Here is a 24,146-nt window from a genome sequence, read left to right on the forward strand (position 1 = left end):
CAGGAGCCGGCACCGGCCCGGTGGCGGGCCGCCCCGCTACCGCGCGCGGGGCGACCGCTGCCCGAGTCCCGCCAACAACCGGCCCGCCGCGGACCGGCCCCGGTCCGGCACCGTCCACAGCGTTTCGCCGCGCACACCCCACCGCTCCAGCAGCGCGTTCGCCGCCAGGAAACCGCTCGTCGCCGCCCGCTCCATCAGCGCCACCGGCAAACCCGTACGCACCAGGTCACCGGCCACCACCACCCGCGCGTCACCCGTCCGAACACCCGGCCGCTCGCGGTGGCCGCCCACCGTGAACAGCGGACAGTCCTCACGCCACTCGTGCCGCACATCCACGATCCCGGAGTCCGCCGTCTCCGGGTACACCTCACGCAGCCGGCCCACCAGCCGTTCCTCCACGTCCCGCCGCCGCTCCGCCGCATCGACCGCGTACGCGTGCAGCTCCACCACCGAACCACCGGTGCGCAACGCCCACCGGTGCGCTTCGCCCTCCCACCGGTCCAGGACGCTCACGTTGTCGAGGTCACCGAAACCGCTCGTGCCCAGGAACCCGTGCCGGCCGCCCGCCACCGGGCGCGACAACCACAGCCTCGACACCAGGAACGGCGGCGCCGTCCGCAGCCCCGCCACCGATGCCCGCCACGCCGGACCCACGAGCCGCGGCGACGCGCCGACCACCGCCCGCAGCCCCCCGGTGTCCAGTGCCAGAACCACCCCGTCGACCCGCTCGACCGCCGTCCCAGCGACGACCTCCACCTGCTCCTCACCGACGGGGCGCACCTCGTCGACCGGGGTGCCCGTACGCAACTCCACGCCCAGCCCGTCCAGATGGCGGGCCAGCGGATCCCACAGGGCCTGCGGGAACGGCTCGCGCGGCACATCGAACAGCAACCCCTCGCTGGAGCCGAGGAAGTAGATGTGGAACATCAGCACCAGCTCCGCCGCCGACAGCGTCGCCGGATCGGCGAAGAAGCTCCGGGAGAACACCTCGAACGCCAGATGGTGCGCCGCCTCGGGGAAACGGATCGACGCCAGGAACTCGCTCGCGCTCACCCCGTCCAACGCCTCGTACACCTCCGGGACACCGACATCCAGCAGAGGCAGAGCCGCGCGCGGGTTCATCCGGCCCAGATCACGCCAGCCGAACGACGGGCTCTGCGCGACGAAACCCAGCGCGCTCAGCGGCGGAGTGCGCGGCACCCGCGCGAAGCTGTCCTGCCCGCCGTCGCGGTGGCGCAGCGGGTAGTCCGCCAGCCCCGTCAGCCCGTGCAGCCCCGGATCGGTCCGGCGCAGCAGCGCCCGCAGGTTGTAGTACTGCCGGAAGAACGCGTGGAAACCGCGGCTCATCGTCGCTTCCGTGCCGTCCGCGAGCCGCGTCCGCCATCCCGCGAGCCGGCCACCGAGCTGCCCGTCCCGCTCGAAGAGGACGACGCGCACACCGCGTTCGGCGAGGGCCGTGGCCGCCGACAGGCCCGCGATGCCCCCGCCGACCACGGCCACCCGCGGTCCGTTCTCCTCGACCCGCGGCCGCCCACCGCGGGGATCCACGCGCCGGGCCCGCCGGTCCCGGCCCGGGTAGGCCCCGCTCACGGGGCGACCCGCCCGACGAAGGTGTGGGTGATCCCCGTCTGCCACCCCGGCAGCGGCAGCACCCGCACGTCCGCGAACCCGGCCGCCCGCATCCGCGCGGCGAACCGCGGCGCCGTGTCGAAACCGAGCACGCTGCGCCACAGGTGCTCGTACAGTCGGGCGTCCCCGCCCGTACGCCCCAGCGGCATGATCACCGTCCGGCACACGGCCGTCCACAGCGCCCGGTGCACCGGCTTCCCGCTGAGCGCGTACTCGTGCACGGCGATCCTCGCGCCCGGCGCCATCACGGCCCGCACACGGGCCAACGTCAGGTCGGGATCGGGCACGTTGCGCAGGAGGTACGCGGCGAAGACGGCGTCGAACGGCCCGCGGACGCCGGCTTCGCCGAGCCCGTCGGCCGACGCCTGCACGAAGTCGACGCCGGCGGGCCAGTTCTTGGCCGCGGCCCGTTCCAGCATGCCCGCGGAGGCGTCCACCCCGGTCACGTGGGCCGCGCCCGCGACCGACAACAGCGCCGCCGTCGAGGCACCGGTGCCGCAGCCCAGGTCCAGGACGCGGACGCCGCGGCCCGCGTCCACCAGCCCCAGCCGGCGAGCCGATCGGCGCAGATGCCCGTGGTAACCGGGACTCGCCGCGACCAGCAGGTCGTAGCGCGCCGCGGCGTGGTCGAAGGCGACCGACAGGGAGTCGTCGCGTAGCAGTGACATGACAACCTTTCAGTACCGTCCCGGCCCCAAGGCGGGGACGGTACGGCGCAGGAGCGGCAGTTCCAGGAGCGACCGCAGCATGGGCAGGACGGGCGTGCGCAGACCGATCCCGAAGTCCTCGACGGGCGAGGTCGCGCCGTCCAGGAACCGCAGGACCCGCTCGATGGGCACCGATGCGAAGAGGTGACAGAAGAAGGCCCCGCCGTCGATCCGCCCCGTGTCCAGCGCGCGCAACAGCACCGCGTCCATCCCCCGGGCCCGGCGCCCGTGCACGGCGGGTGCCCGGGCGGGGGAGCGCCCCGCCCGCACCGCTTCGGCCAGGTGATGGCTCTGACGCTGGATCGCGGAGAACGTGTAGCCCGTGGAAGGCCGGGTCGCCCCGCCGGCCGCGCCGATGAAGTGGACCCGGTGCCCGTCGCGACGGGGGTACGCGCCGTCGCTCATCGGGATGATCCCCTGCTCCCGCTCACCCACCGTGTAGTCGCCGAGGCCCAGGACCGACGTGCAGTAGTGGTGCAGGGCACGCTCGTACGCCGCCTCGTCGAGCACCGAGCGGGAGAACTCCGTGTACTCGACCAGCGCTTCGTACCGGTTGAGCGGCAGCACGTACCCGAAGGCGAGCCCCCGGGGCGGCTGGGTGAGGCGGAAGTCCATCAGGGTTGCCGCGTCAGGATCGAAGGCAGGCTCCGCGGTCCGCACGAACCACCCCCGGAAGTGCTGGAGCAGCGTGGTCCGGGCAGCGGGCAGCCGCTGCGGCTGCCGCGAATCGAAGACCAGCCGCGATCGGACCACCGACGGCGCCCCCGACACGTCGCTGCCGTGGACCACCGCACCATCACCGGCGTCCCGCGCCGATTCCACCGTCATCAGCCGCAGATCGACCCCGTACGCACCGAGCCGCCCCGCCATGGCTGCCCCGAACCGGTCCGACCGCAGCATCTTGTACCGCGCCGACCCCAGCGGCCGGTCGATCACCGCGCCGTCCGGCGCGTACAGACGCAGTCGGTTCCAGCTCGCGGTCAGCAGCCCGTCGTACGGACCGGCGCCCGTCTCCCAGAAACACCAGGTCCGGGTGGGCGGCCGCAACGCACCGGGCGGCGCCTCGACCACCACCACGCGCGGTGCCGGGCCGGCCCCGGACAGGGGCCGCGCGAGGCGGACCGCGAGGGACAGGCCCGCTGCCCCCGCCCCGATCACGGTCACATCCGCATCCCGGCTCACCCCGACCTCCCGCCCATCGCGCCAACCTTCCCTCTTCCGCGCCGACCACCCCCGCGGATGCAGTCAACCCCTCCGGCGGGAGCAGCCCCCCAAGGACCACGACAGACGGCAGAAGGACCATCCCCATGGCCCTCTGGCGCCACCCCGTGAGGGCGGCCTCCACGGGACACGAGCCCCGGACCAACCACCTCGCCCGGAGCCCGGTAGCCGGTGACAAGGGGGTGCGCCGGCGCCCGGCCCGTGAGGCGCCCCCGCGCGCAGCACGCCGCGGCGCCGAGGGCTCAGCGCCGCCAGGCGGGGACGGTCGGAACGGTGTCCGTTCGCCCGGTGGTGAGGTTGCTGCCGTCCGTACGACCGGTCAGCCAGGCGAGAACGTCGTGCGCGCAACCGGCCACGTGCGGGCCGGCACCATCGCCGGTGCTGTGGGTCGAACCCTCATCGACGACGTGGATCCGCGCCGACGGCATCGACGGATCGCGCTGCAGCCGCAGCACCGTTTCGTTCAGTTCACGGATGACGAAGGCGTGTGGCCAGTCGGCGGGCGTGTAGCCGGCGGCCAGGTCCACATGGTGCACCTCCAGCTCGCGCAGGAGGCTCCACAGCACCCCGCGGACCGGGCGCCTGCCTCCTCCCAGCCACCGCACCGGCACGTCCCAGGCCGCGGCGGGATGAGCTGCGATGGCCTTCAAGAGGCCGTGGAGCGACTTCGTCAGATCCGAGCGGATGACGTCCGGCTCGCGCAGGGCTCCGGTCGCGATATCGCGGGCCCGGCTTTCCTCGTCGGGATACTGGGGATGGTCGTCGCCGGTCCGCGCGGCCGTCAGCAGACGCACACGAGAATCCGCGCCGCGCGCGAGGTGAACCAACACGTGTGCCCGGGTCCAGCCGGGCAGCGGGGAGGCAGCACGCGTCTGCCGCGCGGTCAGAGAGCGGGCGGTGGACAGGAACTGTTCGGCCGATGTGGTCAGGAGGGGCAGCAGAACGTGGGGCTGGTCCTCTCCGACGCGGTCCGGTTCGGTCATGGCGGGTCACCTTTCCCATGGAGTCGTGCGACGTACGGCAGGGTGATCGGACGTCGACTGTTCCTCGGCCCGGCACGGTGCAGTGCCTCGGGAGGCCGCCGGGGCAACGCAACCGAAATCCCCGGTTTGAGCCGCATGCCCGACGCCGCCCCCACCATTACCGTTCGCGCTTGCTCCCCGCCACTGACCGACGGACCGCTCCGCGGCCACCCGGACCGGACACTGCGGATGGTTCCGACCCAGGAGCTGCCGGCGCGCGCAACGACCCGGCGACGGAGGGTGACGGCCGGGGCGTGGGGGCCTACCGGTCAGGGGGTGGCGTTTCTCGGTGCCCGTTGGGTAGGCACGGAATGGACGGAGCACAGGGAGGCCCCGGGCTCCGGCGGATCGCGGGCCGGCGGGGGCGCACTCGCCACCTGTCACAAGGACCCGGCCCGTGACCCCACTCCCGCGCCCCCGTACCGTGCCCTCAGCCGTCGAGGTTGGCGACCACACCCACGGCGGCCTACGCGTAGCGAAGGCAGGAATCATGATCTCGGTGTCGATATCGCTCATCCCCACCGCCGACGGCCAGCTCCTCATTCCCGCTACCGAGGTGACCGCACTTTTGCGCACGTTGGCAAGCGACTGGATGACCCCGCCCGAAGCCGTCGAGGAGACCTCCACTCCCGGTCCGGTCGACGAGGCGGCCGGCGCCATCCGGCAACTGGCCGATCAAATCGACGCGGAGTGCATCGCGTGCATCGGTCCACCGGAAACGGGCGACGTCGGGTGAGGAGAAGTATCCGTACCCATGGCATGTTCGACGTCCATGGGTGAAGCGGTGAAAGGGGGGCAGGCGGCGGTGTGAGACGCATCACCGCCATTCATCAGGAGGAGGAGCCTTGAGTGACTTCCAGGATGCGCGCCGTCAGGATGAGAGCAGGACGACGGCTGCGGCACACACGGTGCAGGACAAGGCCGGCGAGAGCGTTTCGCTGGTCGGGGACAAGGCCGCCGAGGTAGGCGGTACGGCAAAGGAGCAGGCCGCCAACGTGGTCGGTGAGGCCACCGCGCAGGCACGCGATCTCGTAGGCGAGCTGCGGACCCAGCTGACCGGCCAGGCCGAGACCCAGACGCAACGCCTCGCGGAAAACGTACGGCGGCTCTCACAGGAGCTGCGGGAGCTCGGCGAGAACGGCAAGCCCGACTCGACCATGGCCGGCGTCGCCCGTCAGCTGGCCGACGGCGGACAGAAGGTCGCCTCGCGCATGGACACCCGGGGTCCCGACGGCCTGGTCAGCGATCTGCAGACCTTCGCCCGCCGCCGTCCCGGCGTCTTCCTCGCCGGAGCGGCCCTGGCCGGTTTCGTCGTCGCACGGGCCGGCAAGGGCATCAGCGCCGCTGCCTCCTCGGAGAGCGGCACCCCTGCCGACAACGGCAGCGTTCCCCCCGTCGGCCGCCCGGCCACCGGCAGCAGCACCCCGGCCGCAGGCCGCCTTCCGGCCCCCGACCGCGGCGGCATACCCGCCGGGTACGAGGACCCCCTCGACACCTACGGCCAGTCGCAGCCGCCGCACGTCACCCCGACGCCCCCGGCCTACCCGCCGGCGAGCCCACCGCCCACGGGCACCCCGAGGCCCGGAGGAGGGATCTGAGCATGGCCCTCTCCTCTCACGAACGACCTGCGGCGCCCGCGCCGCCCCCACCGGCACCCACCGAAGCCTCCCTCGGTGACCTGATCGGCGAGATAGGCCAGGACCTCTCTCAACTCGTCCGTGATGAAATCGAGTTGGCCAAGGCCGAGATCAAGCAGGAGTCCACCAAGGCGGGCAAGGCCGTCGGCCTGCTCGGCGGAGCGGGTTACGCCGGACACGTCGTGCTGCTCTTCGCGAGCCTGACTGTCGTCTTCGCCCTCGCCAACGTGATGGACCCGGCCTGGGCCGCACTGATCGTCACCGTCCTGTGGGCCGTGGTGGGCGGCGTCCTCTACGTCATGGGCCGCAAACACCTGCGGACCGTCAACCTCAAGCCCGAACAGACCGTGGAAACCTTGAAGGAGGATGCCCGATGGGCCCGACACCCGACGAGCTGAGGACCGACGTGGAGTACCGACGCGCACACCTCGCGCGCAATGTCGACCTCCTCGCCGACAAGATGACCCCGAGCAGGATCGCCCAGCGCAAGGTCGACTCGATGCGCGACCGGGTGAGCGGAGTGAAGGAGCGCGTCATGGGCAGTGCACAGGACACGGCGCACACCACCACCGGAAGCCTGCACCAAGCCGCCGAGAGCGTCGGCGAAACGGCCCGCGAGGCGGGCAGCAGCGCCCAGGAGGCCATCCAGCAGGCACCGGCGAAGATCAAGCGGCAGACCCAGGGCAGCCCGCTCGCCGCGGGCCTGATGGCCTTCGGCGCCGGTATGCTCGCCGCTGCCCTGCTGCCGACCTCCGAAGTCGAGGAGCAGGCGGGACAGCGCCTGCGAGAACACTCCGACGAACTGCTCGAACCGGTGAAGCAGACCGCCCTGGACGCCGTACACGAAGTCCGCGACGAGCTGAAGGAACCGGTGGCCGATGCCGTTGAATCGGTCAAGGGAACAGCCCAGGAGGCCGTGGCGACCACGAGCGAACACGCGCAGAGCGCCGGCCGTGAAACAGCCGACGGACTGCGTCAGGCCGGGCAGGACACCGCCGCGGAGGTCCGCAACGACCCCGGAACGCGGCGCCCTCCCCAGTAGAGCCGGTCGACAGAGCCACAGGGCCGGGGCGCAGGCGGCGCCGTCCGGGGCATCCGCCCCGAGCGCGTCACCACCGCCCCGGTCTTCGTGGCTGCCCCGGCCGCCAGGTGACCCATCAGCGAGCGGCCGATGCATCTCGCGCCTACTGAACTTCGTCCCACCGAACGGCGCACCATGGAGGCGGTAGGGCACGGCCCCCGGAGCGGGGCGAGACGGCGTGAGAGGAGCAGCAGTGAAGGAGCGGAACGCAGGTCCGCTGTTGGTGTTCGCCAATTTCCTCTCGGACCTGGCGGTCGACCTGGAGGCGGGCGAAGTGCTGGCGCAGTGGGCTCAGCAGGCGCCGCGCAAGGCATGGCTGTTGCGAGCCGGCGATGTCCTGGTGACCCCCGGATCGCTGAGCGAGGAGTTCCTGCGGTACGTGCACGACCTGACGGGCGTGCCCCGCGCGCAGACGGCGGTGATCGAAGTGCCGCCGGCCGGTGCGGTCCCGCTGGCCCAGGCCGTTCGCCAGGCCGGGCTGATGGAACGGGTCGCCGCTCACGTGCGTGAGCCGGGAACGGCACTGTTGCCGACCGCCCCCGACGCATCCGCCGTCGCGTTCGCGCGTGATCTCGGCCTGACCGTGCACCCGTACGCGACGGTCGACGAAGCCGCCGCCGCCGTGCCGGTCACGATGCTGTTGAACACGAAGTCGGGCTTCCGTCGAGCGGCCGCGCGACTGGGCATGCGCCTGCCGGCGGGACAGGTGTGCCGCCGACCCGAGGTCGAAGGTGTCGTACGCCGGCTGCTCACCCGGTACGAGCAGGTGGTGGTCAAACCCGACCGCTCCGCGGGGGGCCACGGGATGCGCTTCCTCTCCCGGCAGGACCTGGCCGGAACGAGCCTCGCGCTGGAAGCGGTCGGTGGCCCGGAAGGAACGTGGTTGGTGGAGGAGTGCCTGACCGTGGCCGAGTCGGTGAGCATCCAGATGGAGAACACGGCTTCGGGCCCTCGCGCCCTGTTCAGCGGGGCCATGCGAACGGAACAGGGATCCTTCACGGGCTACGTGTCACCCCTGCCGTCGTCGTGTGCGCACGTGGCCGGTGAACTGGAGGAATGGGGCATGCGACTGGGCCGCCACCTCGCCGCTCACGGCCACCTCGGCCCGTTCGGACTCGACGCGCTCGTCGACACGGACGGAGTGCCGTACGCCGGCGAGAGCAACGTCCGCCGGACCGCAACCACCACGCCCCACGACATGGTCACCCGGCTCACGGCCGCGTCCGGCGCGGCCTCCCGGGCGTGGATGGTGTCGAAGGGGCGCACCCGGACGGCCTTCGGGCTGGCGGAAGCCCTTGAGCGGCTGGGTACCCACCGGCTCGCCTTCGACCCGGCGAGCGGGGAGGGGGTGGTGCTCTACGCGGACGCCCCACCGGACGGCCGCTCATGGCGCTACGCGGTCATCGCGGCGGATGCGACCGGGGCGAGCGAGTGGGAAAGCGGACTGGCAGAAGCCTTTGGATTGGAGTGAGCGGCCGCTGTGCACCGAGCCACCCGAGCACGTGGCGTTCGTACCGCACCGCGTGCGCGCACTGACGAAGACGCGGGCGGCCTGAACCGCGTCATGAACGGCGAGCCCCGGACCCTGGAGGTCCGGGGCTCGCACCCGCGAAGACGCCCCTCGCCGGGGGCGCGCGGTCGGATCAGGTCACGGCGGGGAAGCGCTCCCACACGCGGTGGGCCGCCAGCAGTTCCATGAGTCGGCGCATCCCCTGAGCGCCGTCGCTGACGAGGACTCCCGGCTCGCCGACCGAGATCCCGGCGGCCTCGAAGAGGGTCCCCGCGTCGCCCAGACCGATCAGTGCCTTGCCGTGCCGGTAGGCCTCGGTGAGCAGCGCGAGGACACGGGGGTCGCTGACGGGCGGCCGTGGGGCGCCGGCCTTGGCATCGCGCGCCCCGTAGGCGTCGGCGCCCGCTCCGGGCACGCCCGCGAAGATCAGCGCGTCGAATTCGACGGAGCGGGCGGTGGCGAAGGTGCGCTGCACGGTCACCGGCTCGGCGCCGCCGAGCACTCCGCCCGCCGCGGCGATGACCAGCGGGACCATCCCCGCGTCCAGGATGACCTGGCGGAGCGCGTCCACACCGATCATGTCGATGTCCTGGCCTGCGACGATGCCGACGACGCGGCCGTCCAGCGGCCAGGTGTCGCCGACCTGCGACAGGCGGGGGCTGGGGGCGACGTCGGCGAGGGGTTCGGTGGGAGCGGGGGCGGGCAGTCCGAGCCCGGCCGCGACCTGGGCGCACAGTTCGGGGTCGATGTTGGCGAGCACGCCCAGGGTGCGTTCCTTGATGGCCTGCTCGTAGCACTTGCCGAGTTCGAAGGTGTAGGCGGCGATGATGTGCTCGCGCTCGACCGGGGTCATGCTGAGCCAGAACAGGCGCGGCTGGGAGAAGTGGTCGCTGAAGGAGGCGGGTGCTTCGCGGACCTTGCGTCCGGCCGGTACCTCGACCGGGACCTCGATGAACGCGCCGGTGTCGGCGCCGGCGAAGAACGGGCAGCCGCCGTCGAGACTGTTGGGCTTGTAGGGGGCCACCCCGCGGTGCACGGCCGTCTGGTGGAAGCCGTCGCGGAGCATGTCGTTGACGGGCGCGTGGGTGCGGTTGATCGGGATCTGCGGGAAGTTGGGGCCGCCGAGCCGGGTGAGCTGGGTGTCCAGGTAGGAGAACATGCGACCGGCCAGCAGCGGGTCGTCGGTGGCGTCGATGCCGGGGACGAGGTGGCCGGTGTGGAAGGCGACCTGTTCGACCTCGGCGAAGAAGTTCGACGGGTTCTTGTGGAGGGTCAGCAGGCCCACCGGCTTCACCGGCGCGAGCTCCTCCGGGACGATCTTCGTGGGGTCGAGGAGATCGATGCCCTCGAAGGTCTGGTCGGCGGTGTCGGGGAAGGTCTGGATGCCGAGTTCCCACTGGGGGAACGCGCCCGCCTCGATGGAGTCGTACAGGTCACGCCGGTGGAAGTCGGGATCCACCCCGGCGAGGATCTGCGCCTCCTCCCACACGAGGGAGTGCACGCCCAGCTTGGGCTTCCAGTGGAACTTCACCAACGTGGTGGCGCCCTGGGCGTTGACGAGGCGGAAGGTGTGGACGCCGAAGCCCTCCATCATCCGGTAGGAGCGGGGGATGCCCCGGTCGGACATGTTCCACAGGGTGTGGTGGGTGGCCTCGGTGTGCAGGGAGACGAAGTCCCAGAACGTGTCGTGCGCGGACTGGGCCTGCGGGATCTCCCGATCCGGATGCGGCTTGCCGGCGTGGATGACGTCGGGGAACTTGATCGCGTCCTGGATGAAGAACACCGGGATGTTGTTCCCGACCAGGTCGAACACGCCCTCCTCGGTGTAGAACTTCGTCGCGAACCCCCGGGTGTCGCGCACGGTGTCGGCGGAGCCGCGCGATCCCAGGACGGTGGAGAACCGCACGAACACCGGCGTCTCCACCTCCCCGGCCAGGAACGCCGCCTTGCTGACCGCCTGCGCGGTCCCGTAGGACTGGAAAACACCATGCGCGGCCGCGCCGCGCGCGTGGACCACGCGCTCCGGGATCCGCTCGTGGTCGAAGTGCATGAGCTTCTCGCGCAGGTGATGATCCTGCAGCAGCACCGGCCCCCGCGGGCCCGCCTTCAACGAATGGTCACTGTCGGGCAGCCGCACACCCTGCGCACTCGTCAGGTACGCGCCGCTCTGCGCCATGCGGGCCTGCTCCGCGCCGGTGGGTTGCCCGGTCGGGCTGACCGTTTCCGGTCCGCTCTGGTCCGCCTTCGGCGGCAACGGCTCCACCGGCGTCGTGGGCTCGACGAGCTGCGGGGAGACAGGAGCCGGCTTCCCGGGAATCCCTTCCTCGGGTCCTTCGGCCGGGTCGGTGTGGAGCATGTCGCTGATCTTGTCGGCGACGGCCTTCACCGGGTTCTTCTCGGACATCAGTTCTCCAGATGCAGGGGGGCGGACCACGGCCCCTCGGGGGCCCTGCATCTGTGACCCGAGCAACGCACGACGAAACCCAGGGCCGACCCGCGCCACGCCCGAAAACCGCAGCCGGCGGATCTACCGGTCAGGGCACGCGGCTCTGCCGAATTCCCAGGTGAGCGGAGCTAACGACAGGTCAGCGACCGGCTCGCTCGAACAGGGCGGCAGGCCCGAACTGTGAACCGTCCGAGAGGGTGAGAGCGGTCAGGGCGCCTGCCCCCGTTCGGGTGCCGTCTCGCCGTCGGGCAGGGACCGGTCATCCCGCACCTGATCCTCTTCGCGGTTCTCGTTCGCGCGCCGGACCCGGTCGGCGTCCGCCGGCGCGTATCCGTCGGCGCCCACCCTCGATGGATCCCCCGGGGGACGACCGTGTTCGTCGACCGGAACGCCCCTGTCCGCGACCGGCGGGGCTGACTGCTGCTCGTTCTCTCGTTCGTCTCGGTTGGCGTCCACTGCCGTTGTCCTCCTGGAGCGATGTGGCCGGTACGCGGCACGCTCACCGCGTGCCTTCGTTCAGTTCCCGCGTCTCCCGCGTCTCCTGCGTCAAAGGTCTTCGGACGTGCGCCGTTCCAACGGTTCCAGCGCCGGTCCCTGCAGCACGGCGCCGTCGATGCCGAAGCGCGAGCCGTGGCAGGGGCACTCCCAGGTCCGCTCGGCATTGTTGAACGCGACGAGGCAGCCCATGTGGGTGCACACCGCGGATACGGCGTGCAGCTCACCCTTGTCGTCGCGGTGGACGGCACACGGCTTCCCACCGGCCCGCACCACGGTGCCCTCGCCCGGCCGTAGCCCACTGACGGGCCCGTTGGTACCGTCGCCCAGGGTGTCCAGGCGATCCTTGACGAAGTGCTTGCCGGTGTCCCACTGGGCTTTGAGGAACGCGGGCGCGGAGCGGACGGCGGGGCCGAAACGGTGGGGGTCGTAGAGCTCGGTCCACGGCCGACGGACGCCGGTGACCAGGGAAGCGATGAGCTGTCCGGCCATGACGCCCCCCGTCATGCCCCAGCCGGCGAAGCCCGTGGCCACGTACACGTTGTCACCCGCGGTGGGCAGGCCGCCGATCAAGGGGAGGGCGTCGGTGGAGCTGTTGTCCTGTGCCGCCCAGCGCTGCGTGATCGAGACACCGGGGAAACGCTCCCGGGCCCAGGCCTCCAGGCGGGCGTAACGGACTCGGGTGTCGTCACCGGTGCCCGGGGCGAAGGCCTCACCGGTGACGATCAGGAGCCGTTGCCCGTCCGCCAGCGGGGCGGTGCGCACGGACCGCTTCCCGCCTTCCTCGGTGATGTACATCCCGTCGGGGTCCAGATCCGCGGGCATCGGCCCCGCGATCACCAGGTCCCGGTGCTGGGTCAGGCGGGTGGCCAGCAGTGCGTGGTCGAAGACCGGGTGGTGGGTGGCCACGACCACGTGATGGGCGAGGACAGTGGCTCCCGAGGCGGTGGTCAGCCGGCAGGGATCGCCACCCTCCACCTTCGTGACCTGCGTACCCTCGTGGATACGGCCTCCGCGGGCGAGAAGGTCGTCGACCAGGCCGCGCAGGTAGGCGAGCGGATGGAACTGGGCCTGGTTCTCGAGCCTGACCGCCCCCGCCACCGGATACGGGAGTCCCGTCTCGGTGACGAAGGATGCGTCGAGTCCGGCCGCCCGGGCCGCTTCGGCCTCGGCGCGCAGGGCCTCGACCCCGGCCGGGTCCTCGCAGTAGGTCACGGCGGGGCGGCGCTCCAGCGAGCAGTCGACGCCGAGTTCCTCGGCCACCTCGATGACGTGGGCCAGTGCCGCACTCTGCGACACCGCGTAGAGGCGGGCGGCATCGCCGCCGTGCCGGGTGCGCAGCGTCTCGTAGACGGCCGTGTGCAGGGCTGTGAGCTTGCCGGTGGTATGCCCCGTTACACCGCTCGCGATCCTGTCGGCCTCCAGCACGAGGACGCCCAGACCCGCCCGGGCTAGCTCCCACGCTGTACTGAGGCCCGCGATGCCGCCGCCGACGACCGCCACGTCCACTTCCACGGGGGCCGTCAGAGACGGGAAGGACGGGAAGTCGGTCGTCCGCATCCAGTAGGAGGAGCCGGAAACGTCAGAGGGGTTCATGTGGGGCGATTGCCCGAAACCGAGCCCTCAAAGCATGACGCTTCCGAAAGCCTGCCAGGACAGGCCCCAGGAGGGGACAACGGATGCCGCGGAGGGTCCGGCTCCCCGACGACCGAACGAGGGGACGGGCGGTGCTCCGTCGCGGCCGTTGACACGGGTCCGACGGTTCCCGCCGCCGGGTCGGGGGCCTGAAGACCTCCGGCGGTCAGGGCTTGATGATGGCGGTCCAGCCGAGGGTGCAGGAGAGGGCGGGGGCGGTGCAGGAGGTTTCGTAGAGGTCGCCGCCGGCGGTGAGGACCTTGACGTGGACGCGTTCACCGTTGAGCTTGATGCCGACGCTGCAGGTGTTGCGCGGGTACCCGGGGGTGGCGGGCAGGGTGAGGTCACGCCAGGTGTAGGCGCCGGTGAGGGTGGGGCGGTAGCCGACGAACGTCTTCCCGCGGGTGAGGGCGGCGCTGTACTCGCTGCCGGGCGCGGTACCGGCGACGACGGCGACGTCGACGCACGGGCCGGCGGGCCCGGCCGGACCGCGATCACCCTTCGGCCCCTTGGGCCCCTTCGCGCCCCGGGGACCGCGTGGTCCGTCGTTGCCGCGCGATGCGTGCGGCCCGTCCGATGCCTGCGCCGTGCTCGCCCCGCCGGTGTCGGTGCCGGGGGCGGCGAGTGCCGGCGCGGCGAGAGCGGTCAGGCTCAGGGCCAGCGGCACGGCCACAAGGGCCAGGGGCCGCATGCGCCGCGTGGTCTTCGGAACTCCCTGCATTGTGCTGCTCCTCGTTCGTGGTGGTGGCCGAGGGGAGCGTGGCGCGCGGGGCGGGAAGCGGGGCGCTGACAGGCCGATTGTCGGATGAATGTCAGCGGATCGGCGCAGCCGCCGCAGGGTAAGGGGACCGCTTCGCGCCACCGTTCGAGCTTCGGGAGCAGGCTTTCACCGCTGCGCGGCGGGTGGGAACACCTGGCGCCGCCCGCTCCGTAGGGGCAGCAGAGTTCCGGCCTGTCCGCGCGATCGTGCGTCTGTTCGTGGGTCATGGGCGGCGGGAACGGGGGCAGGGGCGAGGTCGGGGGAAGGTCTCCCCGGGTACGGGCCGGGCACCTGTCCGGCCGACGAAGAGGAAGGATGTTTCTGTGTCGAAGGTCGAGGAGTCCGTCGAGGTCGAGGTTCCCGTGCGTACCGCCTACAACCAGTGGACGCAGTTCGAGTCGTTCCCCCACTTCATGGACGGGGTGGAGCGCATCGACCAGCTCACCCCGACCCTCACCCACTGGGTGACGAAGTTCGGTGGGGTGGATCGGGAGTTCGACGCGGAGATCACCGAGCAGATTCCCGACGAGCGGGTCGCCTGGACCACCGTCGGCGGCGAGGTGAAGCAGGCCGGTGTGGTGACCTTCCACCACTTGGCCGACAACAAGTCGAAGGTGATGCTGCAGCTCGACTACGACCCGGAGGGCTTCGCCGAGAACGTCGGCGACAAGCTCGGCTTCGTCAAGCGGCAGGTCACCGGCGACCTGAAGCGGTTCAAGGAGTACATCGAGGAGCGTGGCCGCGAGAGCGGTTCCTGGCGCGGCGAGGTCTGAGAGCCCCGGGGACGCAACGCCCGCTCGACCCCCGACGGCGGCGCCCGGGCCGCCGTCGGGGTCCGCGGGCCGGGACGGACCGGTCCGCGGCGCGACGGCCTCAGTCGGCCGGCCCGCCGGTCGCGGCGATGTCCCGGCCCGGTGGGCACGTTCCTCGATGAGTGCGGAGCCGGGCGGGGGAGTGACGTGCTGCGCCAACCCGACCCACCTCCAGCAGCCGCACCAACCTGCTGGAGGTGGGTCCGGGCTTCTCTCCGCTGTGCGCGGCGCGCTCGCCGTGGATCGCGGAGGGTGTTGCGCGTACGGGACCGTGGCCCGGATGCCGGCCCGGTAACCGGCCACGGCTACCGGGTCCGCCGGCGCACCCGCGATGGGCCGGTTCACTCGCCTAGTCGGCGTCCAGGCGCGGGGACTTGCTCCCGGTCGTCCGGCTCTGGCGCCGTTGCGTCTGCGGCGTCGGGTGGGGACGGGGTGCAGCCACCGGTGTGGGGCCCATCGGGAGCCCCGCCGTCGAGTCCAGGAGACCGGCGGCCCCGTGCAGGACGTACTGCGGGATGCTCACGTCACGCCCGGCCGCTTCCAGGTGTCGTCTGCCCTCACGGGTCACCCGGCGGTCCGCGCCCCTCACCAGCCCCCATGCGGCCAGCCGACGGCCGATCTCCCAGATCTCCCGCGAGCGTTGCAGATCGCTGTGGACGGCACCGATGCTCCTCTCACGCCCGCAGTACGCGTACACACGACGCTCGACCGCGTGCCCGGGCAGCTCCCCGTCCACCGTACGTACCCGCGCGGCGTGCACCACCAGCAGACCGCGCCTGTTCAGCGCGACGATCGCACAGTCCGCCACCCGCCCCACCCCGCCGCCCAAGAACGCGATCTCGTACACATCCAGATCCCGCACCTCACCCGAGCCCCTTGAGGACCTCCGAAACACCCACCGCACAACAGCCCCCCCGTTCGCCGCACCTCACCTGCCGGCAGTGTCACCTGACAGCACAGCAGCCAACCCTCCTGCGGCCACCTCAGAGCGAAAATTGAGCTACGCCGGGGCTTGGTACCGACAGCGCCGGTAACGCCCTGCTCCCCGCCCGCCCCTTCACCACCCTCGGGGCCGCCCGGATCCGGATTGGCCCAACCCCGGCCCGCAGGGGACGCATGCGGGCGGCAGTGGCTCGGAGGTCGGGCCATGTGTCGGCGTCGGCTAACGCGGTGGCCGCTCCACCGTCAAGCGAAGCCTCCGCTGGGCACCGCGTCGTCCTCGGCTCCGTCGGGTGAGGCCGCAGGAGCGGTGTGGCCGGCCCCGGGCAGGGCATGGCGGGCGAGCGAGCGAGCGCCGGATTGTCGAAGGTGGGGAACCGCCGGTGGGGTGGATGGCGTGGACGGGGGGAAGGCGGAGGGTGTGGGAGGAGCGGGTATGACTGGGACGCCACGTCACGCGGCTGGTCTTGAAGGCGTGGATGCCCGACGGCTCGCTCAGGAGGTTCTGGCTCCCCACGGTGTGAGTCAGCGCGTGCTGGACGACGTGTTGGTGGTGGTCGCCGAATTGGTGTCCAACGCCACTCGACATGCGGGTGGTGTGACCGCCTTCGACGTGCGTCACCGTCAGGACGAAGTGGCGGTCGAGGTGTCGGACGCCTCCCCACTCCTACCCGTCTCCCCGGGAACGCCGGCCACGGTGCCGGGCGGCTTCGGTTGGCTCCTGGTGAACAAGATGGCCACCCGCACCGAAATCCATGCCGACCGTCACGGTAAGACGATCACCGCCTACCTCCCCCTCATGTAGAGGGCCGGACTCCTTGGGGTTGTGGGCGGCCGCTACCAGGCACGGCGCTTGCCGGGGGCGTTCTGTGGCTGGGGCGTTGGGAGCGGCCCCCGTGCCGGCCTCTTCCAGGGATCCCCGGTTGGAGAGACGGTCGGCGGTAATCCTCCCCTCCTTACGCTGCGTGGAGCACTCGTCGTGCGAGGCGCACAGCGAGGAGCTAGAGCGTGTCTCTTTGATGGGCTGGTCAGTTGATCGGATGTGTCTGTCCGATTGGTGATCACCGATGCGATGTGGGACCGGATCGAACCGTTGATGCCGGACGATCCGGCCCGTGGGCGACGGTGGGCTGACCACCGCCGAACCTTTGAGGCCATTGCGTGGAAGTACCGCACCTGCTCGCCCTGGCGGGACCTGCCCACCGAGCTCGGGTCTTTTCAGACCGCTCACAAGCGCTTGATCAGGTGGGCCGTGGGCGGCACGTGGGAACGCATCTTCGCGGCACCACTTGCTGCGGCGGATGAGGGTGACGATGTGGACTGGACGGTCTCTGTGGACTCCACTGTCTGCCGGGCTCACCAACATTCGGCCGGAGCCAGGAAAAGGGGGCGCCCGGCCGGTCGGATCCTGAGGATCACGCGCTCGGACGTTCCCGTGGCGGGCTGAGCACGAAGGTCCACTTGGCCAGTGACAGCCGGGCCCGTCCTCTGGGTATCCACGTCACCGCCGGTCAGGCTGGTGACGCGCCGGCCTTCGAGGCGGTCATGGCCAGGATTCGGATCCCGCGCAGCGGGCCCGGAAGGCCAAGAACGCGCCCGACAACCGTCCTGGCGGATCGCGCCTATTCATCCCGCGCGATCCGTGGACACCTTCGTCGCCGAGGCATCCGGGCTGTCATCCCGCAGCCCGCAGACCAGATCGGTCACCGCCTGCGTCGAGGCCGTGCCGGAGGCCGCCCACCCAGCTTCGACGCCGCGAAATACAGAGCGCAATGTCGTCGAGCGGTGCATCGCCCGCCTCAAACAGTGGCGCGGCCTGGCCCTGCGGACGGACAAACTCGCCATCGCCTACCAGGCCGCACACTCCACGTCGCGTCCATCCTTCTCTGGGCGCGGCAGTGACACGACCGCGGAAGCTACAGGCCCAAACTCGAGACGAAACCCGAGAAAGTAGGCGCTACGACCCGCCACTCGCACAGAAGGGGATCCGTCCAGAAGTCACTGCCGACGATGCGGGGATCTGAGGGGTCAGTCCGGTAGTCGAGAGCCAAGGCGCCATCATCACCGGGATTGCGAGTGGTGGCGATCAGCACTGCTTGGTCAACGTCAAGCCAAGGAAGTTCGAGCGGGGCGACGCTCCTGCTTCCGCGTGCCTGGCGAAAGAAGTCGGAGTGTGGATCATCGGCGAACATGTCCATTGATTGGGACGCGTACGCCATCTGCTCGGGGTTCGACACGAAGCCAAGTGGGTCCTTGAACCACGGAATGGCCTTCGCCAGCACCGCATCGCCCGGGTGACACCAGAGGCCGCGATCGATGAGCGACGTCAGCAGGGCGGGCAGAGCAAGTCCACGGACTATCGAAGGCTCCATGACGCACAGCTTCGCACGGCGGACAGCACCAAGGAGACACGCTGTAGACCCCGAGTGTGGAGGCGGAACAGCAGCAGGAGAACGCAGGTCAGGAGAGAAGCCGTGCCAGGAAGTGGAGCACGGCGGGCGCAGATTGACCGGCACCCTGATCGGGGCTGTGGCCGGTCTGACAGGGAGCGTCCTCGGGTACTACGAAGCCGGGAGGGCGAGGGAGGTTGAGGTAGAAGCCAGAAGAGCTGATATTCGCAGACAGGCATACGTCGAGTTCGGTACCGAGGCCCAGGACCTGGTAACGGAAATGTCCAGCGTGCGAAATTTCGTACTTCAGTATCCGAATGACATTTCCCTCAAGGAACTCACGCAGCAGCACAATGACAAGTACATCCCCGCACTCCAGCGGATCCTGCAAGCAGAAGTGACGGTACGCCTGGTGGGGACACCTGAGGCCCGAAAATGGCTGGCAAGGTCCGTAGCGCCACGCGAAGCGGCAGTTCAAGAAGTGGCGAATGGGTACCTCGGAATCAAGTCGGGTGAGAAGTGGGGCGATGAAATGATCAAAGCGGTCGAAGAATTCAAAAGGAATGTGGAGGCGTTCATGGATCATGTGGACGCGGAAGTGCTCTGACCGGCTTCTCGACCAAGTGATGGTGTGGCCGGTCGGGCCACGGCCCGCACCCCGTTTGGTTGCTTCGCATGGTGGAGGCGTCCAACCTCGCGCATCGTTACGTGGAGTAGCCGCTATCGCGTGCTGTGCCCCGCGTCGGGCATGCGTACCCCGCGGTGCCGCGCACGCAGGCGCATACGGACGGAGCGATCCATGAGTGACTACGCCATACCGGCGCCGGCCCTCGTCCTAGCCCCGGCCGCATCCGAAGGCCCGGCCCGGCAGGCGGTTCTCCCGTGAGCGCGCCGACCGCCGCCCGAGGGCGGCCCCGCAGTCGAATGCGCCGGAGAGCGAGCCGGAGAGCGAGCCCGGCCCTGCTCCACCACTCGGACGGAGGTGTCATGTCTGGGAGAAGGCGCTGGATGACGGGCGTCTGTGTGAGTACGGTTGCCGCCGGCCTGCTGCTCACCGGGGGCACCCTTGCCCCGCCGCAGCGACAGGTCGCCGGCGCTGACGCCCGGCCCGAGGTCGCGGTGGGTGCCTACCTCCACTACGGCTCACCCGGCGTCGACAGGATGGAAGGGCTTTCCCACTGGCTCGGGGGTACCGAGCTGCGTGCGGGCCACACCTACCTGCCGGGCGACACCTGGGCCAACATCGAGGGTGCGCCTGATTCGTTGCACAGCTGGGCACGATGGCGCAAGGCGAGGGTCGACCGGCTGTTCGTCCTGAACGTGCCCATGCAGGAGCGCAACGAGGCAGGCGTGCCCGACGCCCGGGTCGCCGAGCTGATCCGCGCCGGCGCGCGCGGTGAGAACGACCACCACTTCCAGCGGCTGGCGAAGCGGCTCGTCGCCATCGGGGTACCCGACACGGTGATCGTGCTCGGCTGGGAGATGAACGGTTTCAACTACAGCCACCGCTGCCGGCCGGATCCCGAGAACTGGAAGAGGTACTGGCGGCGCATCGTGGGCGCCATGCGCACGGTGAAGGGCCAACGGTTCCGCTTCGACTTCGCCCCCAACCGCGGGAGTGACGCGATCGCCTGGACCCGGTGCTACCCCGGCGACGACGTGGTCGACATCATCGGCATGGACTCCTACGACCAACCGCCCGGCCACTCCTTCGACGAGCAGATAACCCAGCCCTACGGACTCCAGCAGCAGGTCGACTTCGCGAAGGCGCACGGCAAGCGGATCTCGTACCCCGAGTGGGGACTGTTCCGCAACGGCGACAACCCCGAGTACATGCGGGACATGTTGGAATGGATGGCCGAGCACCGGCCCCTCTACCACAGCATCACCGACTACTGCCCCCACGGCGTGTGGCAGTGCACCGAGAACCCACGCTCCGCCCAAGTCTTCCAGGAGCTCCTGTCCCCTGAACGGGAAGGCCGATCGGCCACCGGTCTCCGGCCGCCGGACTGACTCGGCCGACGGTCCGATGAGGGACCCGTGGTGTATGGCCCAGTGAGGTCGGGGGCCGCTGAGGCATCGGTTCGGCTGCGGTTGGCCGCTCCCCGCGGCGGAGGGAGGACCCCGGTCCTGCACGCCAGGTACGAGCCGTCCGGGAGGCCATCACGCGGGGCGAACCTGCGCATCGCCGCGTCGTGCTCGTGGTCCGTCCGGGACGGAGCGGTCGAGCCGGGTGGTGACGGGTGTGGCCGCGACGCCGTGCAGGAGTACCGATAGGAGCACGGTGAAGGTCACCACCGCCCACAACTCACGGGCAGGGGCGGCGAAGTCTGCTTCGCCCAAGGCGTACGCCAGGTAGAAGAACGAACCGATGCCCCGTATCCCGAAGAAGGCTACGGCGGCACGCTCCTTGCCCACGGCTCTACCTCGCATCTGGACGGCCCAACCGACGGCCGGCCGGATCAGCAGGAAGAGCACGAGTCCGAGAACGGCTCCACGCCACGTCAGCGCGGCGAGGCCGCCGTCCGCGATGTAGCCACCGACGAGGAAGAGGATGACGGCGGTGAGGAGCCGTTCGATCTGATCGGTGAACGCGTGCATGACGCGGTGGTACCGGTGGCCGCGTTCGGCGTTGCGGATCGTGCAGGCGGCGACGAAGACGGCCAGGAAGCCGTAGCCGTGCAAGATCTCGGTCAGCCCGTACGCCGTGAAGGTCGCGGCCGCCGCCACGAAGCCCTCGCGGTGTTCGGAGAGCCGCAGGGCCTTCCAGGAGGCCTGGAAGAACATCCAGCCGAGGAGCCGTCCCACGCCGAACCCGACCGCCAATCCGACCACGCTGCGCACCAGGATGTCACTCCACACCCAGTGCCAGAGTCCATCGGTGGACCAGCCCGTCGCCGAAGCCGTGGTCAGCGCGATGGCCGCCAGGACGAAAGGAAAGGCCAGACCGTCGTTGAGCCCGGCCTCGCTGGTCAGCGCGAAGCGGACCTCGTCCTCGTCGTCCTCGTCGTCGGAGGGCTCTCCCACGCGCACCTCGGCGGCCAGGACCGGATCCGTGGGAGCGAGGGCAGCGGCCACCAGCAGGGCCACGGCCGGAGGCCACCCCACCAGCCATCCCGCCACGGCCGCGGTGAGCAGGATCGTCAGCGGCATGGCCAAACCCAGCAACCGCCACGTCGTCGACCAGGCACGCCGGCCCGGTGGCCGGTTGATGGCCAGACCCGCGCCCATCAACGCGATGACGACACAGACCTCGGTCAGGTGCTCCACCACGCTTCGGTGCCGGACGGGGTCGAGCGTCGGAAGTGCGTCGAGCGGCAGCAGGAACACCAGGAACCCGGCCGCCAGGAACACGATGGGCAGGGACAGGGGCCGCTTCGCGAGCGCGGTGGGCAGCACGGCCGCGCCCAGAGCCCCCAGTCCCGCGCAGGCGTACACCACGTCAATTCCGGTCAAACCCAGCAAGTCGGATCACCATTCCCCAGCGAAGCCCTCGTGGGGCCCGCCTACCCGATCTTGCGACGGCCAGCCTCAACCCGCCCTGCGGCTCACGTACGCGAGGACCGCCGGGACGCCACGGACGTGGCCGACCCGGTGCCGGCGGAACCGGCCGTGCCCGCGCCGCAGCCCGGCGAGATCCGGTGCTGCTCCGAGGCGAATTCCGGTTTCACCGGGAAGCCCGGGCGCATCCGTACGATCCGGACGTCGGGAATGGTTCAGCCTGCGACCGAGGCGCGTACGTCGTAACGCCGCCCGGCGAGGAGTTGGCGCGCGGACCGGAGTGCGGCGTGGGGTGTCCGGCGCCCGACGAGTACGCACAGGGTGTAGGCGGCGTCGTCGAGCCGGGCCTGGACGGCCGGGTCGGCGGGAGCGGTCAGGGCGAGATGCCGCAGCCGCTGGAAGCGGGCCAGATGCGTGCGCAGTACGTCCGCGTCGGGGTGAATCCGTTGCACCTCCGGCCCCCGTACCGTACGAGCGGCCGCGATGGCCGTGCGTAGCACCTGTTGCACCGGGTCGCGGGGATCGGGGCCACGGATCAGGGCGAGTGCCGCTCCTGCCGCTCGGTGTGCGTCGCCCTCGGTCGCCCTCGCAGTACGCACCACGAGGTGTCGGGCGGTTTCGATCCCGCACGGCACCAGCGACATGAGGATTCCGATCGCGCGGGCGATGTCAACAGCTGCGGGGAGGGGGTGAGCAGGCGAGAGGCGGTGCGGATCTGCCTGCGGGCCGGGCTGTGTCATGGCCATGGGCCCACCTCCTGGGATGCGGCGGGGGCCGGGCCGACGGCCCCCGGTCGATGAAGACGTGTCGTGTGTCCATGGTGCGCCTGATCGTCGTCCCCGCCTGTCGGCATCGGCATTCAGCAGTCGCAGTCGGCAGTCGGCGTGAGGAGCCGGCGGGGCGCGCGTGAGACGTATGCCCGGCGGAGCAGTTCTGATGTCCGCGCGGTGCTGCTGCCGCCGAACGCCCTCCCGGCACATGCGTAGGGGTGATGCGGGATGAACCGGGTACGCGCTGGGAGGAGCGGGTGCGGGTCCCTGATGGCGAACGCTGTTCTCGCGGTGGAGGTGCCTGCTGTTGGTTCACCCGTCCGGGGGAGGGCCCCTCCGGACGTTTCCTGCCGGTGTCCGAGGGCTCCAGTCGGCCATGACCGACCGGAACCGTCGCGTCCGAGTGCGCGGGCCGGCCGCAAGCGCACGACACTGAGTACGTCGCTGTTACGGGCTGCGGTCACGCGTCCGTCGCCCATCGAAGGAGCAGACCGTGGCCGAACAGCCACCCCGACAGCCCCGAAGTGTCCCCGACATCCGCGTCGCCTCGGTTCCCGCGGGCCACGTCTACGTCCGGCACTGCTCCGCGCAAGAACCCGACGGCGTCAGCCGCCTGGCGGACCCCCGTCCCACTGGGGCGCCCAGCACCTCGCAGCGCTGGTGGCCCCCGGTCATGTTGGACCCGGACTGGGTGCGCACGCACCACCAGGACTTCGACGTCTTTCACCTGCACTTCGGGTTCGACGCGCAAAGCCCCGCTCAATTGTCCGCACTGGTGGACGCCCTCCGACACCACGGCAAACCGCTGGTCTACACCGTGCACGACCTCCGCAACCCCCATCAGTCGGACCCGGCCCTTCACGACGCCGCCCTCGACGTCGTCATCCCGGCCGCGGACCGGCTGATCACCCTCACACCGGGCGCCGCGCAGACCATCCGCGGCCGCTGGAACCGGCCGGCGACCGTGCTGCCCCACCCGCACGTGGTCGAACTGCCGCGACTGACCCGGCCCCGGCCCGCCCACGACCGGTTCCGCGTGGGGGTACATGCCAAGAGCCTGCGCCCCAACATGGCCGTCCTGCCCGTCGTACGCGTCCTCGCCGACGCGCTGGCCGAGTTCCCGGACGCGGAACTCCAGGTCGACGTCCACCGCGAGGTAGCGGACCCCGCAGCTCCCGCGCACGACCCGGACGTCATGCGCGAACTCGTCGAACTCGCCGACCGGGGTCGGCTGACGCTCCGCGTCCACGACTACTTCGACGACGGGCAGCTCTGGGACTACCTCGCCTCACTGGACGTGTCGGTGCTGCCCTACCGGTTCGGCACCCACTCCGGATGGCTGGAAGCGTGCCACGACCTGGGTACCGCCGTGGTGGCCCCCGATTGCGGCTTCTACGCCCAACAACACCCCTGCCTCACCTACGGCCACAACCAGCACGGCGGCCTGGACGCCGAGTCGCTGCACAAGGCCGTGCGGATGGCGTACGAGCAGGGACCGGCCCGCCGCGCGACCGCGAAGGACCGTACGCGTGAACGCGCCGAGATCGCCGCCGCCCACCGCGCCCTCTACGAAAGCGTTCTGCGGTGAGCA

The 24,146-nt window shown here is 70.8% G+C and carries 22 protein-coding genes and 1 pseudogene; 11 read left to right on the top strand and 12 right to left on the bottom strand.

Going from position 1 to position 24,146, the window contains the following annotated elements; all coding sequences use genetic code 11:
* Positions 1 to 36 precede the first annotated feature (36 nt).
* The 4 genes from ACZ4XJ_RS26245 to ACZ4XJ_RS26260 form a co-directional block, all read right to left on the bottom strand.
* Entirely contained in the window at positions 37 to 1,590 is a 1,554-nt protein-coding gene (locus tag ACZ4XJ_RS26245) for an FAD-dependent oxidoreductase (protein WP_468497589.1), read from the bottom strand.
* Positions 1,587 to 2,297 carry a class I SAM-dependent methyltransferase gene (locus ACZ4XJ_RS26250; RefSeq protein WP_362878523.1) on the bottom strand — a complete coding sequence of 237 codons (711 nt, stop codon included), beginning with the start codon at positions 2,295 to 2,297 and terminating at the stop codon, positions 1,587 to 1,589. The genes ACZ4XJ_RS26245 and ACZ4XJ_RS26250 overlap by 4 nt, the downstream gene beginning before the upstream one ends.
* Positions 2,298 to 2,306: 9 nt before the next feature.
* The gene (locus tag ACZ4XJ_RS26255; protein WP_468497590.1) at positions 2,307 to 3,500 is read right to left on the bottom strand and encodes a lycopene cyclase family protein; all 1,194 of its coding nucleotides are present in this window, start codon (positions 3,498 to 3,500) and stop codon (positions 2,307 to 2,309) included.
* Between the two features lie 299 nt (positions 3,501 to 3,799).
* Positions 3,800 to 4,540: a maleylpyruvate isomerase family mycothiol-dependent enzyme gene (locus tag ACZ4XJ_RS26260; RefSeq protein ID WP_362878527.1), complete on the bottom strand. Its 741-nt coding sequence runs from the start codon at positions 4,538 to 4,540 to the stop codon at positions 3,800 to 3,802.
* Between the two features lie 529 nt (positions 4,541 to 5,069).
* Here ACZ4XJ_RS26260 and ACZ4XJ_RS26265 point away from each other — a divergent pair.
* The 5 genes from ACZ4XJ_RS26265 to ACZ4XJ_RS26285 all read left to right on the top strand — a co-directional run bounded on the left by ACZ4XJ_RS26265 (position 5,070) and on the right by ACZ4XJ_RS26285 (position 8,768).
* A complete protein-coding gene (locus tag ACZ4XJ_RS26265) occupies positions 5,070 to 5,315 on the top strand; it encodes a hypothetical protein (protein WP_362878528.1) in 246 nt (81 codons plus the stop codon).
* 109 nt (positions 5,316 to 5,424) lie between these two features.
* Positions 5,425 to 6,177, top strand: a complete 753-nt coding sequence (locus ACZ4XJ_RS26270; protein ID WP_468497591.1) for a hypothetical protein — start codon at positions 5,425 to 5,427, stop codon at positions 6,175 to 6,177.
* Between the two features lie 2 nt (positions 6,178 to 6,179).
* Complete coding sequence (locus tag ACZ4XJ_RS26275; protein ID WP_468497592.1) at positions 6,180 to 6,614, top strand: phage holin family protein; 435 nt, start codon at positions 6,180 to 6,182, stop codon at positions 6,612 to 6,614.
* A complete protein-coding gene (locus ACZ4XJ_RS26280) occupies positions 6,590 to 7,258 on the top strand; it encodes a DUF3618 domain-containing protein (protein WP_468497593.1) in 669 nt (222 codons plus the stop codon). Before ACZ4XJ_RS26275 ends, ACZ4XJ_RS26280 begins: the two co-directional genes overlap by 25 nt.
* Before the next feature lie 232 nt (positions 7,259 to 7,490).
* Positions 7,491 to 8,768, top strand: a complete 1,278-nt coding sequence (locus tag ACZ4XJ_RS26285; RefSeq protein WP_468497594.1) for a preATP grasp domain-containing protein — start codon at positions 7,491 to 7,493, stop codon at positions 8,766 to 8,768.
* 172 nt (positions 8,769 to 8,940) lie between these two features.
* Here the strand turns inward: ACZ4XJ_RS26285 and ACZ4XJ_RS26290 are convergent, their stop codons facing one another.
* The 4 genes from ACZ4XJ_RS26290 to ACZ4XJ_RS26305 all read right to left on the bottom strand — a co-directional run bounded on the left by ACZ4XJ_RS26290 (position 8,941) and on the right by ACZ4XJ_RS26305 (position 14,104).
* The gene (locus ACZ4XJ_RS26290; protein WP_468497595.1) at positions 8,941 to 11,211 is read right to left on the bottom strand and encodes a catalase; all 2,271 of its coding nucleotides are present in this window, start codon (positions 11,209 to 11,211) and stop codon (positions 8,941 to 8,943) included.
* A gap of 249 nt (positions 11,212 to 11,460) precedes the next feature.
* Positions 11,461 to 11,709, bottom strand: coding sequence for a hypothetical protein (locus ACZ4XJ_RS26295; protein WP_468497596.1), 249 nt, complete (start codon positions 11,707 to 11,709; stop codon positions 11,461 to 11,463).
* A 90-nt stretch (positions 11,710 to 11,799) separates the two neighbouring features.
* On the bottom strand, positions 11,800 to 13,344 hold the full coding sequence (locus tag ACZ4XJ_RS26300; protein WP_468497597.1) for an FAD-dependent oxidoreductase: 1,545 nt from the start codon (positions 13,342 to 13,344) through the stop codon (positions 11,800 to 11,802).
* Positions 13,345 to 13,549: 205 nt separating this feature from the next.
* Positions 13,550 to 14,104, bottom strand: a complete 555-nt coding sequence (locus tag ACZ4XJ_RS26305) for a hypothetical protein (protein WP_468497598.1) — start codon at positions 14,102 to 14,104, stop codon at positions 13,550 to 13,552.
* A 362-nt stretch (positions 14,105 to 14,466) separates the two neighbouring features.
* Between ACZ4XJ_RS26305 and ACZ4XJ_RS26310 the strand changes: the two genes are divergently transcribed.
* Positions 14,467 to 14,916, top strand: a complete 450-nt coding sequence (locus ACZ4XJ_RS26310; protein ID WP_362878541.1) for an SRPBCC family protein — start codon at positions 14,467 to 14,469, stop codon at positions 14,914 to 14,916.
* Positions 14,917 to 15,304: 388 nt separating this feature from the next.
* Here the strand turns inward: ACZ4XJ_RS26310 and ACZ4XJ_RS26315 are convergent, their stop codons facing one another.
* Positions 15,305 to 15,859 (bottom strand): TIGR04222 domain-containing membrane protein, encoded by a 555-nt coding sequence (locus ACZ4XJ_RS26315; RefSeq protein ID WP_468497599.1) that lies wholly within the window; start codon positions 15,857 to 15,859, stop codon positions 15,305 to 15,307.
* A 471-nt stretch (positions 15,860 to 16,330) separates the two neighbouring features.
* On the opposite strand from ACZ4XJ_RS26315, the gene ACZ4XJ_RS26320 reads away from it, so the two are divergent.
* Both ACZ4XJ_RS26320 and ACZ4XJ_RS26325 read left to right on the top strand, forming a co-directional pair.
* Positions 16,331 to 16,699, top strand: coding sequence for an ATP-binding protein (locus ACZ4XJ_RS26320; protein ID WP_468497600.1), 369 nt, complete (start codon positions 16,331 to 16,333; stop codon positions 16,697 to 16,699).
* A gap of 267 nt (positions 16,700 to 16,966) precedes the next feature.
* Positions 16,967 to 17,796: pseudogene (locus tag ACZ4XJ_RS26325) on the top strand (IS5 family transposase).
* A 14-nt stretch (positions 17,797 to 17,810) separates the two neighbouring features.
* Here the strand turns inward: ACZ4XJ_RS26325 and ACZ4XJ_RS26330 are convergent.
* Positions 17,811 to 18,266, bottom strand: coding sequence for a hypothetical protein (locus ACZ4XJ_RS26330; protein WP_362878547.1), 456 nt, complete (start codon positions 18,264 to 18,266; stop codon positions 17,811 to 17,813).
* On the opposite strand from ACZ4XJ_RS26330, the gene ACZ4XJ_RS26335 reads away from it, so the two are divergent.
* The gene (locus ACZ4XJ_RS26335) at positions 18,265 to 18,891 is read left to right on the top strand and encodes a hypothetical protein (protein ID WP_468497601.1); all 627 of its coding nucleotides are present in this window, start codon (positions 18,265 to 18,267) and stop codon (positions 18,889 to 18,891) included. The genes ACZ4XJ_RS26330 and ACZ4XJ_RS26335 overlap by 2 nt on opposite strands.
* Positions 18,892 to 19,271: 380 nt before the next feature.
* Positions 19,272 to 20,297, top strand: coding sequence for a glycoside hydrolase family 26 protein (locus ACZ4XJ_RS26340; RefSeq protein ID WP_468497602.1), 1,026 nt, complete (start codon positions 19,272 to 19,274; stop codon positions 20,295 to 20,297).
* 150 nt (positions 20,298 to 20,447) lie between these two features.
* On the opposite strand, the gene ACZ4XJ_RS26345 is transcribed toward ACZ4XJ_RS26340, so the two are convergent.
* Positions 20,448 to 21,740 (bottom strand): cation:proton antiporter, encoded by a 1,293-nt coding sequence (locus ACZ4XJ_RS26345; protein ID WP_362878672.1) that lies wholly within the window; start codon positions 21,738 to 21,740, stop codon positions 20,448 to 20,450.
* 260 nt (positions 21,741 to 22,000) lie between these two features.
* Positions 22,001 to 22,531 (bottom strand): DUF5133 domain-containing protein, encoded by a 531-nt coding sequence (locus tag ACZ4XJ_RS26350; protein ID WP_468497603.1) that lies wholly within the window; start codon positions 22,529 to 22,531, stop codon positions 22,001 to 22,003.
* Between the two features lie 517 nt (positions 22,532 to 23,048).
* On the opposite strand from ACZ4XJ_RS26350, the gene ACZ4XJ_RS26355 reads away from it, so the two are divergent.
* Positions 23,049 to 24,143: a glycosyltransferase gene (locus tag ACZ4XJ_RS26355; RefSeq protein ID WP_468497604.1), complete on the top strand. Its 1,095-nt coding sequence runs from the start codon at positions 23,049 to 23,051 to the stop codon at positions 24,141 to 24,143.
* The last annotated feature ends 3 nt before the right edge of the window (positions 24,144 to 24,146 follow it).

This window comes from Streptomyces sp. NPDC029836 (assembly GCF_055574495.1).

Bases quoted from the DNA above. Each gene is read 5' to 3' on its own strand.
- ACZ4XJ_RS26305 (WP_468497598.1), bottom strand. From the start codon at position 14,104: ATGCAGGGAGTTCCGAAGACCACGCGGCGCATGCGGCCCCTGGCCCTT.
- ACZ4XJ_RS26320 (WP_468497600.1), top strand. From the start codon at position 16,331: ATGACTGGGACGCCACGTCACGCGGCTGGTCTTGAAGGCGTGGATGCC.
- ACZ4XJ_RS26335 (WP_468497601.1), top strand. From the start codon at position 18,265: ATGACGCACAGCTTCGCACGGCGGACAGCACCAAGGAGACACGCTGTA.
- ACZ4XJ_RS26330 (WP_362878547.1), bottom strand. From the start codon at position 18,266: ATGGAGCCTTCGATAGTCCGTGGACTTGCTCTGCCCGCCCTGCTGACG.
- ACZ4XJ_RS26265 (WP_362878528.1), top strand. From the start codon at position 5,070: ATGATCTCGGTGTCGATATCGCTCATCCCCACCGCCGACGGCCAGCTC.
- ACZ4XJ_RS26260 (WP_362878527.1), bottom strand. From the start codon at position 4,540: ATGACCGAACCGGACCGCGTCGGAGAGGACCAGCCCCACGTTCTGCTG.
- ACZ4XJ_RS26340 (WP_468497602.1), top strand. From the start codon at position 19,272: ATGTCTGGGAGAAGGCGCTGGATGACGGGCGTCTGTGTGAGTACGGTT.
- ACZ4XJ_RS26275 (WP_468497592.1), top strand. From the start codon at position 6,180: ATGGCCCTCTCCTCTCACGAACGACCTGCGGCGCCCGCGCCGCCCCCA.
- ACZ4XJ_RS26250 (WP_362878523.1), bottom strand. From the start codon at position 2,297: ATGTCACTGCTACGCGACGACTCCCTGTCGGTCGCCTTCGACCACGCC.
- ACZ4XJ_RS26280 (WP_468497593.1), top strand. From the start codon at position 6,590: ATGGGCCCGACACCCGACGAGCTGAGGACCGACGTGGAGTACCGACGC.
- ACZ4XJ_RS26290 (WP_468497595.1), bottom strand. From the start codon at position 11,211: ATGTCCGAGAAGAACCCGGTGAAGGCCGTCGCCGACAAGATCAGCGAC.
- ACZ4XJ_RS26350 (WP_468497603.1), bottom strand. From the start codon at position 22,531: ATGGCCATGACACAGCCCGGCCCGCAGGCAGATCCGCACCGCCTCTCG.
- ACZ4XJ_RS26300 (WP_468497597.1), bottom strand. From the start codon at position 13,344: ATGAACCCCTCTGACGTTTCCGGCTCCTCCTACTGGATGCGGACGACC.